The sequence below is a fragment of the uncultured Rhodoblastus sp. genome (assembly GCF_903903185.1).
Taxonomy (GTDB): Bacteria; Pseudomonadota; Alphaproteobacteria; order Rhizobiales; family Beijerinckiaceae; genus Rhodoblastus.
Map to the genome: position 1 here is coordinate 1 of NZ_CAIUXT010000033.1, position 13,387 is coordinate 13,387.

Below are 13,387 nucleotides of genomic sequence, written 5' to 3' on the forward strand. Positions count from 1 at the left end.
GCAATGGTATTTCCAGCGCTATATTTCGCAATTGCCGGCGGGCGGCGAAATCTGCCTGTTCGACCGCTCCTGGTATAATCGCGCCGGCGTCGAGCGGGTGATGGGGTTCTGCACGCCGACCGATTATCTCGAATTCATGCGCCAATGCCCGGATGTCGAACGGATGCTGACGCGCTCGGGCGTGCGCCTGTTCAAATACTGGTTCTCGGTGTCGCGCGAGGAACAGCGCCGCCGCTTCGAGGCGCGCAAGATCGATCCGCTCAAGCAATGGAAGTTGTCGCCGATCGACTTGGCCTCGCTCGACAAATGGGACGATTACACCGAGGCCAAGGAGGCGATGTTCTTCTATACCGACACGGCGGACGCGCCTTGGACCATCGTCAAGTCCGACGACAAGAAGCGCGCGCGCGTCAATTGCATGTCGCATTTTCTATGGTCGCTGCCCTATCCCAACAAGGATCTGAACATCGTCCGCCCGCCGGACCCGCTGATCGTCGGCTCGACCGAACACGTCATCGGCCGCGACCTGCACATCATCGAAAAAACCGTCCATCCGGATTTGAAGCGGGGGTAGGGGCGCAAAGCGCCTCCTGCGCCTCGCCCGCCCGGCGGCAGAGCCAGTGGTGGAAGTTGCTCGCCTGACGCTCTCCGACGATGACGGGTTTCGGCGGATAGCGGAAGGCCGCCGACCTAGGCGGCAAAGGCGGCTTGGAGCCAAGTTGCAGACATTGCCAAATAATTGCTGTTGTTTTCTGCACATTACGTGCAACAAATTAGAGCGTCACGGGCGTACGATTGTCTTGTTAAAAACATCGCCGTAGCTCTTATCTTTCCTGACGTCTATACGTAAAAACATAGCCATAGCGCTGGAAGCGTCACGCCCGGTACATGTATATATCGACTTGCCTGGCAAATATTATCCAATACAGCCAAAGACCGACATCACGATGTGTCTTCATTTTTTCTGCCATGTTCATGCATCAACTCGCCTAATTTTTGTTGCCGTCGTAGACGAACGGCCTCTATTGTTTCATCCAACTTTTGGACGAGGCGCGCTGTGGATTTTTCCAGAACTCTGTCAAGACGACAGTCGTCAGGCGCGTCGAGAAGCGATCGCTCAAGAGCAGCAAGCATGGTTTTGTTCCCAAATACACTCAGTTCGCTTTTGTCTCCAATCTCCGATTTTGTGCTTTGTGAAGCGCATTCCGAGTCATGGCAGTAATATGCCGAAGGAAACTCGCCATTCGGGTATCTATCCAGTGGTTTAATGAGCGACTTCAGAAGAAATTCCTTCCCTTCCTCGTTGAGCGATACTAATAGTACGTTATCCTCAGATATGCGGAGATGCTCACTGATTTCATAAGAATTATCGAGTTCGGAAGGGAATTCAGCACACTTGTAAAGAGAAAGCAAGGTTGACGTATTGCCGTCAAACGCGGCGCATAGAAATGCGGGCTCATCAATCTCGTAGTCGTACACCCGATTCCGGCCGGGCTCGACCGGTCCATCGATAAACCCTAGTACGTCTCCTTTTATACATTTTTCGTAGGAATATAAGCCGCTGGAATATTCGAAGCTCTCGTCCGCGTAGATGTACGTTCGCGATCTGACCCGAAGGACCGGCCTTATTCGCCGATTTGGCGCGCTAGGCAGAAGGTCCAACCAGACTTCAAAGACCGGCACTGCCGAGCCGTTGAGTGTTACATGCTCAAGGCCTGCGGCGACGAGTTGATCGCGAATTGCTGCTTCATTCCCACGATCATGAATCGGATCGTTATCAAAAAGTTGGAGTTTGATTAAGCATGGGACGTTGGGGTGAGCCCGGGCGTCGCCGAGATAATAGCTCGGCCGTGGCGGCAGGTCTGCATCTCTGCAAACCAAGGGTAGCTTTGAATCGAAAATAGACCTATAGGCATCCCCCTTTCCCGTTTCCGATACAAATGATGCGTTGGCATGGAAGCTGCGAACGCGATCAAAAAAAACGTTCAGGTTGTATCGGCGTGAAATATCTTCAACAGCGGTGGTGATTGCGAGTACAAGATCGTCCCAACAATCAAGATCTGAGTCGATTTGTATTTCTGAGTCTGTTACGACGTACGATGTATTCTGAATCAGTTCTAAGACGAATTCGCCTTCGGCTTCTCCAGCCATTATGGCAGCATTCCGCACGATGTTCACGTAAGGTAGAATTTTTTTTGTAAGGCTCTCGCTCCGTTTTCGCTTATCTTCGTCAGAAAGCGCCGGATTAATAGCGAAGCGAGGCAGTCTTTTGGTCGACTCGTATTCATGGCCTTGTCCGGAAGCATGGAGGACATCCTTCTTCTTGATCGGCGGATCGCGATCTTCAAGCTTGGAAAGAAGCCTCCAAAGGTTTTCGGCTACGACGAGCCGCTCGGGAACTCTTAATACTGGACGATCTGCCATTATTTTCTCGATGGCTATCAATCTCCGTTGTTCGGCGCGTTTCTGCTTGTATACGGTTTCTTCCAGCGTAAGGGTCGGACGATGATGGGGCAGTGGCCGCATGGGAATAACCTTCGCGCTCATTTGTAACCTCCATTGCGACTGTTGGAGCGGCGTCCGCGACGGCCGTTTCCTCGGCGAGGACTCAATCGGTCCGCGCCCCTGTGAAATCTGGCAAACCACGTTGGACGGTTGATTGCCGTAATGATCGAGCCATTGGAGCCAACGATGAGGACGGTCCGCGAGGCTTGTTCGATTAATCCAATTGGAGCCTGACCTTCCGTTTCCAATTCCGATCGGCGTTGACGCGATACGGACATCGCCGTCGCTCCAGCGCCTGCGTGGTAATCGAGGTCGTAGTTGGCGAGCACAAATTCTACGACGTCGGCCTTGATGCCGCGCTGCCTGCAACGTGCATCCGCATGACTTGTTAGTGGGGCTGAGATCGGGCGTCTTTTTGAGTTGCGCATGGTTGCCACCTGTCGAATGAGACGACCACAAGCTAGATCGTTCGGTCGCGTCCAGCATTCCAAAAAAGAGATTTTAACAAAATAAATTTCGGAAACCTAAACGGAATAAATAAGAAATTATTATGCGACTTGCCGATTTGTAAATAGGAAGATGGATGAGAAATCCAAGTCGGCAGGGGTATTTCACGTCGCCAGGAACTCAGGGTCGCCTTTCCGCTGTTCTGCGGACACAGACGAGAGATGCTGCTACGATTCCCATAACGTGGATCATGGAACCGCGAGCGGCGGCTGTCGGCTCATGACGTGACGATCGGCGATCCGATCACCATGGTCCGCTTCGAGCCGATTCCCGTCAACGCCCCATGGCGCCAATCTGATGAGCTTGACCGCTAGATCAACTCTCTACCAATGGGTTTGTCGCAGAGTCAGTCATGTTGTTCAGAGCCGATGTCCGTCGCGGCGTCTTTGGTTTCCGCCGAAAGCCCGTCCGATGGGTTCGGGCGTCCCGTTGGGGACGATGGCGCCGACCATTGCGGGTCAATTCGGTTTCCGGGGGTCCGCCCCGTCGATGATCGGGTCGAGAATTGGCGCCAGAATGTTTTTCGCCGCAAACAGCGATCCGGCAGCGGTGTAATGGCCGTAATCGAGGGCGATCATGTCGTCTGGAACCTGCGGCCCGACAAAGCGCCGGCACCCCTGTTCGCCGCATAATTTGCCGATCTGGGAAATATAGCGGACGTTCTCGCCCCAGGCATGGGCGGCGAGGATCTGGTCCGTGGCGAGGCTCGCGCCTTGCAAACTGTCGCGCGAAAATTCGCTCGGACGGCGGCCGGCCAGCAATTCGGCGTTCACCAGATCCATGACGGGGGGCGACCAGGTAGACACCTGGCCCATGATGAGGATCGGCGACCGAACGCCGGCCGCGCGGAGCGCCGCCATATTGGCGTCGAAATCCTGCAGGAAGTTCGTGAAAGTATGATCGTCGTCATACCATTGGTCAAAATAGCCTCCGACGACGATGGCGGCGGGCTGGAGCGCAACGATGTTGCGGGCGACTTCCTCGTTGAACGCCTGACAGCGTGTCGAACCCGAACCGGACTGGCTCCGCTCCACGCGCGCCATCAGCGGCCGGCAACTTATGGCGGAAAACAGGAGAATATTGGCGCGGTCGCGATAAACCTCCTTCAAACCGGGGATCAAATGCATCGCATGGGAATCTCCGATGACGAAGATCGTCGGCTTTTCCATTTGACCGGGCTTCGCACAGTTCCTTTCCGCAAAAAAGGATCTTGCCCTCGCCCGCGCGTTTTCCAGGCTATCCCTGCGGTGGATATCGGTGTCCACGCACTCCATGTCGCTCGACATCCGCGCCATGTCCCGGACGTAGAAGCCAAATACATCGCGCACGGCCATCGGATAACGCTGCGGGAAACCATCTGCCTGACGCGTGACCATTCCAGCGACGCCCGCAACGGCCATCCCGGCCAGAAGCGCCGCCGCGACCGCCAGGGGCTTTCCGCGATAGGCTTCCGCGGTCGGACGTTCGGCAAAGCGCCAGGTCAGGTAAGCGAGAAGAATGGCGCATCCAAACAGCGCCGCCGTCAAGGCGACCGGCAATTGCTGACCGAACCGGATGCGCGCGAAGGACAGTAGCGGCCAATGCCAGAGATAGAGCGGATAGGAGATCGCGCCGAAAAATTGTGCGACGCGGTTGCCGAGCAGGATATGGCCGATCCTCGCCCCCGGCGCCGAAATCACCAGCGCGCAGCCAAGAGTTGGCGCGAGCGCCCGATAGCCCGGCCACGGCGAGGACTCGCTGAGCAGCCAGAAGATGCTCAACAGCATCAGGAAAATACCCAGTCCGGCTCGAAGATTCGCCATGCGCGGCGAGGGCGGGGCCGGCTTCGAGAAAACCTCGCGTAGCGCGAGCAAAGCCCCGAGCGCCAACTCCCAGGCGCGCGTGCTCAAGAAATAAAAGGCGGCCGCGGAGTTGACGTCGGTCATGACGATGCAAAAAACCAGCGAGGCCAGGAAAACAAGGGCGATGGCCGGGGCGAGCAGCCTCTGGACCTTGAAAAGGACAAGCAGCAGCGCGGGCCAGAACAGATAAAATTGCTCCTCGATGCTGAGCGACCATAGATGCAGGAGCGGCAAGAGGCGGGACGTCCAGTCGAAATAGGCCGCCGCCGCGCCGGACTGCCGGTACAGCCAGAGATTAAGCGAGAAATAGGAGCTGGCCTCGATATGGCCGCCAAGGCGGCGATATTCCATCGGGTTTAACAGGATCCAGCCAGCGATCCAGCTGGCTGTCAGCGTCAGCAGCAGGGCGGGGAGAATGCGTTTGACGCGCTTGCCATAGAAATCGAGCAATGAAAAATCGTTGGCCTCGCGTTCGCTGACGATGATCCGCGAAATCAGGAAGCCGGAAATGACGAAGAATATGTCGACGCCGGCGAAGCCGCCTGGCGCGGGGAGATCGGCGTGAAAGGCGAGCACCGACAAGACGGCCAGCGCGCGCAGGCCGTTGATGTCCGGACGGAAGTCATGGTGCGCGCTCGGCTTAGGCGGCGAGACGTTGGCGTCCCAGCCGGATACAGGCGTTTCCAATCACATCCCCACCGGCCCGCGCGTGATCGCCGCGACGCCCGTGCGCGAAACCTCCACCAGACCGATCGGGCGCATCAGTTCGACGAAATCGTCGATCTTCTTGGGCGCGCCGGTCAGCTCGAAAATGAAACTTTCGGTTGTGGCGTCGATGACGCGAGCGCGGAAGGCCTCGGCGAGGCGCAGGGCTTCGGTGCGGCTTTCGGCCTTGCCCCGAACCTTGATCATCGCCAGTTCGCGCTCGACCGTGGCGCCGAGCAGCGTCAGGTCGGTCACCCTGTGGACCGGCACGATGCGCTCCAGCTGATGCGAAATCTGCTCGATGGTTTCCGGCGTCCCGGTGGTGACGATGGTGATGCGAGACAATTGCTGAGCATGGGCGACTTCGGCGACGGTCAGGCTCTCGATATTATAGCCGCGACCTGAAAACAGGCCGACGACGCGGGCAAGAACGCCCGGCTCGTTATCGACCAGAACCGACAAAGTATGCGTCTCGATGCGCGATACCTGGCCGTTCGACGAGGAATAGGGGGAAAGCTTGGCGGGAGGGGTCTGGGCGTTCATGGAAGGTGTTCCATTTCCTGAAATTAAAAGCGACCTGGGTCCCGTCATTGCGAGCCCTAGGGCGTCGAAGGACGCCCGTCTTTCGACGGGCTATGGCGAAGCAATCCAGCCGAGGCAGTCTGCGGCCACTGGATTGCCGCGCCGCTTCGCTCCTCGCAATGACGGCGAGCAGAAAAAATCACACCAGCATCTTGCCCTTGTCGTCGATGACGCTGCCGATGTCCTCGTCGGCGTCGGGCAGGATCATTTCATTATGCGCCTTGCCCGACGGGATCATCGGCAGGCAGTTTTCCGCCTTGTCCACCACGCAGTCGAAAATCACCGCCTGCGGGCTGTCGATCATTTCCAGAATCGCCTCGTCGAGTTGCGAGGGATCGGAGCAGCGAATGCCCTTCATGCCATAGGCCTCGGCCAGCTTGACGAAATCGGGCAAGGCTTCCGAATAGGAGCTGGAATAGCGACCGCCATGCAGCAATTCCTGCCATTGCCGCACCATCCCCATATATTCATTATTGAGGATGAAGATTTTGACCGGGCAATGGAATTGCACGGCGGTCGAAAGTTCCTGAATGCACATCAGGATCGACGCCTCGCCGGCGATGTCGATGACCAGCGCGTCGGGATGGGCGAGTTGCGTGCCGATGGCGGCGGGCAGGCCATAGCCCATGGTGCCGAGCCCGCCGGAGGTCATCCAGCGGTTTGGCTCCTCGAACCGATAGTGCTGCGCCGCCCACATCTGGTGCTGGCCGACTTCGGTGGTGATGTAGGTGTTGCGCTTTTTGGTCAGTTCGTAGAGGCGCTCCACCGCATATTGCGGCTTGATCGTCGTATCGGATTTCTTGTAGCCGAAGCTCTTGCGAGCGCGCCACTGGTCGATCTGCGCCCACCAGGCCTGAAGCGCCTTCTTGTCCACCGGATGCGCCTCGGCGCGCCACAGCCGCACCATATCCTCGAGCACATGGGCGCAATCGCCAACGATCGGCAGATCGACGGCGACGTTCTTGTTGATCGAGGAGGCATCGATGTCGATATGGATTTTTTGCGAATGCGGCGCGAAGGCGTCGAGCCTTCCGGTGATGCGGTCGTCGAAACGCGCGCCGATGCAGACCATCAGGTCGCAATCGTGCATGGCGTTATTGGCCTCGTAGGAGCCGTGCATGCCGAGCATGCCGAGCCAGTTCTTGCCGCTGCCCGGGTAGGCGCCGAGCCCCATCAAGGTGGAGGTGATCGGAAAGCCGGTCAGGGCGACGAGTTCGCGCAGCAGGGTCGAGGCCGCGGGTCCGGCGTTGATGACGCCGCCGCCGGTATAAAAAATCGGCTTTTTGGCCTTGGCCATCATCGCCACGGCCTGTTTGATCTTGGCGATTTCGCCCTTGAGCTGCGGCTGATAGGTCTTGTGGTGAACGTTTTTCGGCGGCGTGTAGAGGCCGGTGGCGAATTGCACGTCCTTCGGGATATCGACCACCACCGGACCGGGTCGACCCGAACGGGCGATGTAAAACGCCTCGTGCAGGATGCGCGACAGATCCTCGATCTTGCGGACGAGGTAATTATGCTTGGTGCAATGGCGGGTGAGGCCCACCGTGTCGGCTTCCTGAAACGCATCGGAGCCGATCAGATGGGTGGGAACCTGGCCGGTGATGCAGACCAGCGGAATGGAATCCATCAAGGCGTCGGTGAGGCCGGTGATGGCGTTGGTGGCGCCGGGGCCGGAGGTGACGAGCAGACAGCCGACCTTGCCGGACGAGCGGGCATAGCCCTCCGCCGCATGGGCCGCGCCCTGTTCGTGGCGCACCAGAATGTGGTGGACCTTTTTCTGATGGAAAAGCGCATCGTAGATCGGCAGAACCGCGCCGCCGGGATAGCCGAACAGCGTCGTCACCCCCTGATCCTGCAGGGCTTGCACCACCATTTCGGCGCCGGTCATCATTTTCGACATTGTCAGCTCCAAGGCTCTTTCGTGCTTTATTCGATCTGTGCGCGGCCAATAAAAAAGGCCCCTTTCGGGACCCGGTCAAGCGCCAATGGCAGGTTTCCGGGTCAGTCCCGGCCTGCGTCTGGCGCTCCAACTACAAGAATGATTTTCGTCACTTCGGCTTCTTCCCGAAAGAGAGGCCGCATTCATAGGCCAGCCTTGCAAGCCGGTCAAGCCTTCCCGTCGGGCCGGTAACGCAAAAAAACCACCTCGGTCTCTCCATAGTCGCGGCGCTCAAGCGTCTCGAAACCGGGCGCCGGCTCGAAACAGGCCGCCGCTGCCTCCTCGACGATCGCCAGCGCGCCGGGCGCCAGCCAGCCGCCGCGCGCCAGCGACGTCAGGGCGGGCTCCGCCAGTCCGCGGTTATAGGGCGGATCGAGGAAGGCCAATGTGTAAGGCGGCACAAACGGCGCCGCGCCGAGCTTTCGCGCGTCGCGGCGCAAGATTCGCGTCACGCCGCCGAGGCCGAGCGCCTCGACATTCTCGCGGATCAGGGCGCGGGCCGGCGCTCCGTCATCGACCAGCAGGGCAAATGCCGCGCCGCGCGAAATGGCCTCCAGCCCCAAAGCCCCGGTTCCGGCGAACAGGTCGATCACGCGCGCATCGAGAACAGGATCGCCGTAGGAATGGGCGAGGATGTTGAACAGGCTCTCGCGCAGCCGGTCGGAGGTCGGACGAATGGCGTCCGATTTGGGACCGCTCAAAGCGCGGCCTTTCAGGCGCCCGCCGACAATCCGCATGTTTTATTTTCCGCGCGGCTTTCTCGGGCCGGAGGATTTTCCGCCCAAGGATTTTCCCCCCGAGGGTTTCGCGCCAAACGGTTTGCCGCCGGAAGTCTTGCCGCCGGACGGGCGGTCGCCAAAGCTCCTGCCGCCTGCGGAAGGCTTGCCCCCGGCGGAAGGCCTGCCGCCGGCTGGCTTGTCGCCGAACGAGCGGCCTTCGCCGCGCGGACGAAAATCCTTGCCGCCAGCCGGCTTGTCACCGACAGACCGGCCCGGACCGCGCGGGCGCTCGCCATTTCCGCCGGCCCTGCCGTCGCGCGGAAAAGCGTCGCGCCGGAAGGTTTTCGCCGCGCCGGTCTCGCCGGCCGGCTTTTCCGCGCGACCTTCTCGCTGGCGTCCGGCGCCGGAGGTCTTCGGCCCCGCTTCCTTGATCTTTTGTTCACCGTTGAAGCCGCGTTCTTCGCGGAAACGGCGGGCGTTGCGGGTGTCCCCCGTTGGTTCCGCGCGCTGGACATTGCTGACCCGCTCGACCACGACCTTGCGGCCCTTGCGGTCCTGCGTGGCGTCGCGTTCGGTGCGGCGGCGCGGCCCCTTCTCGGCCTTGGCGCGGTCGCCGCGCAGGGCCGAGACATGTTTGCGCGGCTCGGCCTTTTCCTGCGAGGCGAAGGATTTTCGCTCCGGCTTCGCGGATTTTTCGCCGCTTTCCGCCGGGCGCCTGGCGCGTGGTCCGCCTTCGCGCGAAAAACGCCGCTCGGGTTCGGGCGCCGGGGTGCGGTCGATCACCGGACCGTCGAAATCGACATTGGCCTCGCGGGCGAGGGCCTCGCCCAATTGGTCGCCGAGGACGCGGGTTTTCACTTCCTCGACCATGCCGTCGGCCATTTCGCCAAGCTGGAACGGCCCATAGGACAGGCGGATCAGCCGGTTCACGCCGAGGCCAAGATGTTCGAGCAAACGTTTGACTTCGCGATTCTTGCCCTCGCGCAGGCCGAGCGAAATCCAGACATTGGCGCCTTGGACGCGGTCCAACCGGGCCTCGACCCCGGCGTAATCGACGCCGTCAAGGGTGACGCCCCTCGACAGCGTGTCGAGTTTCGCCTGATCGGTGACGCCATTGGCGCGGGCGCGATAGCGCCGCAGCCAGCCGGTCGAGGGCAGTTCGAGCACACGGGCGAGGCCGCCGTCATTGGTCAGCAGCAGCAGGCCTTCGGTGTTGATGTCGAGCCGGCCAATCGACATCAGGCGCGGCAAGGCGGGGAATTTTTCCGCGATATAATCGAAAACCGTCGCCCGGCCTTCCGGGTCGCGGTCGGTGGTGACGAGCCCGCGCGGCTTGTGGAACAGGAACAGCCTTGTGCGCTCGCGCGTCGCCAGCGGCTTGCCGTCGACGGTGACGCGGTCGGCCTCGGTGACATTGCGGGCGGCGCTGGCGAGAGTCTCGCCATTGACCGCGACGCGGCCATGTTCGATCCAGAGTTCGGCGTCGCGGCGCGAGCACAGGCCGACGCGCGCCATGACCTTGGCGATGCGCTCGCCCTCATGAAGCTTTTCCATGGGCGCTTTTGCGCCCTCATGCGGCTTTTCAGAGTGCGCCGTCGCGGGGGCCTTGCGGGACGGCTTTTTGCCGCCTTGCGGGCCGCGCGCGGCTTTGGGATGCTTGCTGTTGCCGTTGTCCATCCCGGTCTGATAGCAGAGGCGGGGTTTTTTAGAAAACTTTTTGCGAAAGGTTTTGATTTGGCGCCGCCCGAAAACACTCTCGATTCAATTCTCGACTCAATCCTCGATCCTTGGGACCGGGCCTTCGCCGAGGCCCGCGCCGCCGCCGCGCGCGGCGAGGCGCCGATCGGCGCCTGCATCGTCCGGGACGGAAAAATCATCGCCGCCGCCGGCAATCGCACGATGGAAGACCACGACCCGACCGCCCACGCCGAAATCCTGGCGATCCGCGCCGCCGCCCGGTTTATGGGCGACGAGCGACTGACCGGCTGCGACCTTTATGTGACGCTCGAGCCCTGCGCCATGTGCGCCGGGGCGATTTCCTTCGCCCGGCTGCGCCGGCTCTATTTCGCCGCCGAGGATCAAAAAGGCGGGGCGGTGGAAAACGGCCCGCTTTTTTTTTCGCAGAAAACCTGCCATCACCGTCCGGAAATCTATGGCGGCATCCGCGCCGGCGAGGCGGGCGAGATGTTGCGCGGTTTTTTCAAGGCGCGCAGATGAACGCGGGATTTGAACTTGGGCGAAACAGGCCGCGACGGCAAACCAGGGCGCAGGGGAAACCATGACCGATGCAGGCCAATTAACCGGGGCTTCCTCCTTCGAGCAGCATCCCCTGCGCGCCCGCATATTGGGCGAGTTGCACACCCGGCCGACGCGACCGCTGGAAAGCCCGGCGCGCATCCTGCATTTCGGTTTCATGACCGACGCCGCGCAGGTGGAGGCCGACCGGCTTGCCCTGGCCAAGGCCTGTGTTGAGCGCGGCCTGACCGGTCCCGATCCGCAAACGCGGCAATTCCGGCTGGAATTTTCCGAGGCGGTGTTTGTCTGGGAGCGGCACGGCGAATTCACCACTCATAGCTGGGAGTTCGGCGCCGCCGAGGCCATGACGCCGTTCGCTCCCTCGCCGGCGGCCCTGATGCAGACCCTGCGGATGCTGCCGCAGCCGGGGCCTTTGCTGGTCGCCGTCGATCTGCACATGATCGCCGGCGACGCCGAGGCGGGCGATTTGGCCAGGATTTTCGCACCGCTCCAGGCGGCGGTCACCGAAGCCAATGGCGGGCGCGCCCTGATCGCCACGGATTTCGCGCCCGACACCTTCGGCTTCGTGCGCATTTTCATCTCCAACCGTTCGATGCCGCCGATGGCGGCCGGGCGGCTGGCGCAACGGGCGCTGGAGATCGAAACCTACCGCACTTTGGCGCTGATGGGATTGCCCGAAGCCCAAAGGCTCGCGCCCTCGATCCGCCGCATCGAGGAGGAATTGCCGCATATTCTCGATTCCATGACCAAGGCGCAGGGCGTGGACAATAATCGCAAGCTGCTCGACGAATTGACCGGCCTCGCCGCCGAGCTGGAAGTCGGCGCCGCCGCCAGCCTCTATCGTTTCGGCGCCACGCGCGCCTATAATGATCTGGTTCAATCGCGGCTCATCGCCATCAACGAAACGCCGCTGGCGGACTATCCAAGCTGGAGCGGCTTTCTGACGCGGCGTCTGCAACCGGCCATCGCCACCTGCGTCAATACCGAAGCGCGGCAAGGCGACCTGTCGCGCAAACTGACGCGCGCCGCGCAATTGCTGCGCACCCGCGTCGATACCGAAGTTGAGGCGCAGAACGGCGCCCTGCTGCGGCAGATGGGCGACCGGATGCAATTGCAACTGCGCCTGCAACAGACGGTGGAGGGTCTCTCGGTCGCCGCGATCACCTATTATATTTCGAGCGTGCTCAATCATCTGTTCGAAGGCGCGGAAAAGGCGGGACTGCACGTCGATCCCGTCCTTGGCACCGCCATCTCCATCCCCTTCGTCGCCCTGTTCGTCTGGTGGACGGTTCGGCGTATCCGCAAGACGCACGGCGGGGAGTGACGACGGGGCCATGGCCTCCGGCGAAGGCTGGTTTTTCTCTCGATTATCGACATGAATTTACTTGCCTTTCGAGGCTTACAGGTGTATATTTAAAAATAGCCAATTTTTTTGTTATTACATTTTTAGCCTGAAACTCCAGCTCTGAGAGTGATCGGGAGGCGGTCATGGCGGCGACTTCGACCGGCGGAGCCCACAACGGTTATTGGGAAGATCCGCTCTGGAATAATGGGGTCCCGGGATCTGGCGGTGCTGTGCTTCTTCCTGCCCTCGCATGTCCCTATAATGAGGAATTGTCTAGCCTGCATTTCTCAAACTCGGATAGGTAACGTCAAAGCTTCGCCTGCTATTGACGTTTGTGTGATCCTTGGGAGGTTCGAATGGCATCCGACTTCAGCCCATATTACATTTATCGGATGGACGACTCCAATACGTTCAGTGGTTCAGGATCCGGGCCAGCAGCCAGTACAGTAACAGCGCCAGATTACCATCTGGTCCCTGATGAAACTTTCACTGTCACTGTGACACGCCCTGGGACATATACGTTTAAGGGCACAGCCACAGCGGGTGGCCTGAGTGGCTTTTACGCCAGCATCGGCAGTATAAACTACTTTTTTACTTCGGTAAGGGCTTCGGATCGAGGTTATGACGCCACTCTCCATTCGGGGACAGACTATAATCTTTGCTTCTATCCAGGCACCCTTATCCGCACACCGGAGGGCGATGTTGCCGTCGAGACGCTGCAAATTGGCGATCTCGTCCTCACGTCCGACGGCAAGGCGATGCCGGTGCGCTGGATCGGACGCCAGACCGTGGCGACCCTCTTCGCCGACCCGCTGCATTCGCTACCCATTCGGATCAAGGCGGGCGCGTTGGCGGAGAATCAGCCGGTCCGCGATCTGCTTGTCTCTCCCGGCCACGCCTTGCTGGTCGACGAGGTGCTCATCCATGCCGGCGCGCTCGTCAACGGCGCCACGATCCGGCGCGAGCAGGATTTGCCAAATGTATTCAC

9 protein-coding genes and 1 pseudogene are annotated in these 13,387 nt (G+C 60.4%); 4 read left to right on the forward strand and 6 right to left on the reverse strand.

The genetic code is table 11. The features are described from left to right. Positions 1-574, forward strand: a pseudogene (locus tag QZY01_RS02740) (polyphosphate kinase 2); the annotation flags it as partial. 368 nt (positions 575-942) lie between these two features. Here the strand turns inward: QZY01_RS02740 and QZY01_RS02745 are convergent. The 6 genes from QZY01_RS02745 to QZY01_RS02770 form a co-directional block, all read right to left on the reverse strand. Further along, positions 943-2,547 carry a hypothetical protein gene (locus QZY01_RS02745; protein ID WP_294533031.1) on the reverse strand — a complete coding sequence of 535 codons (1,605 nt, stop codon included), beginning with the start codon at positions 2,545-2,547 and terminating at the stop codon, positions 943-945. 923 nt (positions 2,548-3,470) lie between these two features. Next, entirely contained in the window at positions 3,471-5,540 is a 2,070-nt protein-coding gene (locus QZY01_RS02750) for an acyltransferase family protein (protein WP_294533033.1), read from the reverse strand. Then, positions 5,541-6,101, reverse strand: a complete 561-nt coding sequence (gene ilvN / locus QZY01_RS02755; protein ID WP_294533036.1) for an acetolactate synthase small subunit — start codon at positions 6,099-6,101, stop codon at positions 5,541-5,543. A gap of 178 nt (positions 6,102-6,279) precedes the next feature. Next, positions 6,280-8,040: an acetolactate synthase 3 large subunit gene (locus QZY01_RS02760; protein ID WP_294533039.1), complete on the reverse strand. Its 1,761-nt coding sequence runs from the start codon at positions 8,038-8,040 to the stop codon at positions 6,280-6,282. Positions 8,041-8,246: 206 nt separating this feature from the next. Then, positions 8,247-8,816 (reverse strand): 16S rRNA (guanine(966)-N(2))-methyltransferase RsmD, encoded by a 570-nt coding sequence (gene rsmD / locus QZY01_RS02765; RefSeq protein WP_294533041.1) that lies wholly within the window; start codon positions 8,814-8,816, stop codon positions 8,247-8,249. 3 nt (positions 8,817-8,819) lie between these two features. Next, positions 8,820-10,352 (reverse strand): pseudouridine synthase, encoded by a 1,533-nt coding sequence (locus tag QZY01_RS02770; protein WP_294533044.1) that lies wholly within the window; start codon positions 10,350-10,352, stop codon positions 8,820-8,822. Positions 10,353-10,574: 222 nt separating this feature from the next. On the opposite strand from QZY01_RS02770, the gene QZY01_RS02775 reads away from it, so the two are divergent. From QZY01_RS02775 to QZY01_RS02785, 3 genes are all read left to right on the forward strand, one after another. Next, the gene (locus QZY01_RS02775) at positions 10,575-11,015 is read left to right on the forward strand and encodes a nucleoside deaminase (RefSeq protein ID WP_294533051.1); all 441 of its coding nucleotides are present in this window, start codon (positions 10,575-10,577) and stop codon (positions 11,013-11,015) included. A 61-nt stretch (positions 11,016-11,076) separates the two neighbouring features. Next, a complete protein-coding gene (locus QZY01_RS02780) occupies positions 11,077-12,378 on the forward strand; it encodes a DUF3422 domain-containing protein (RefSeq protein WP_294533046.1) in 1,302 nt (433 codons plus the stop codon). Positions 12,379-12,755: 377 nt separating this feature from the next. Next, on the forward strand, positions 12,756-13,387 hold a 632-nt coding region (locus QZY01_RS02785; RefSeq protein WP_294533048.1), incomplete at its 3' end, for a Hint domain-containing protein.

Coding starts and splice junctions, on each gene's coding strand:
- QZY01_RS02780 (WP_294533046.1), top strand. CDS start 11,077: ATGACCGATGCAGGCCAATTAACCGGGGCTTCCTCCTTCGAGCAGCAT.
- ilvN (WP_294533036.1), bottom strand. CDS start 6,101: ATGAACGCCCAGACCCCTCCCGCCAAGCTTTCCCCCTATTCCTCGTCG.
- QZY01_RS02760 (WP_294533039.1), bottom strand. CDS start 8,040: ATGTCGAAAATGATGACCGGCGCCGAAATGGTGGTGCAAGCCCTGCAG.
- QZY01_RS02745 (WP_294533031.1), bottom strand. CDS start 2,547: ATGAGCGCGAAGGTTATTCCCATGCGGCCACTGCCCCATCATCGTCCG.
- QZY01_RS02770 (WP_294533044.1), bottom strand. CDS start 10,352: ATGGAAAAGCTTCATGAGGGCGAGCGCATCGCCAAGGTCATGGCGCGC.
- rsmD (WP_294533041.1), bottom strand. CDS start 8,816: ATGCGGATTGTCGGCGGGCGCCTGAAAGGCCGCGCTTTGAGCGGTCCC.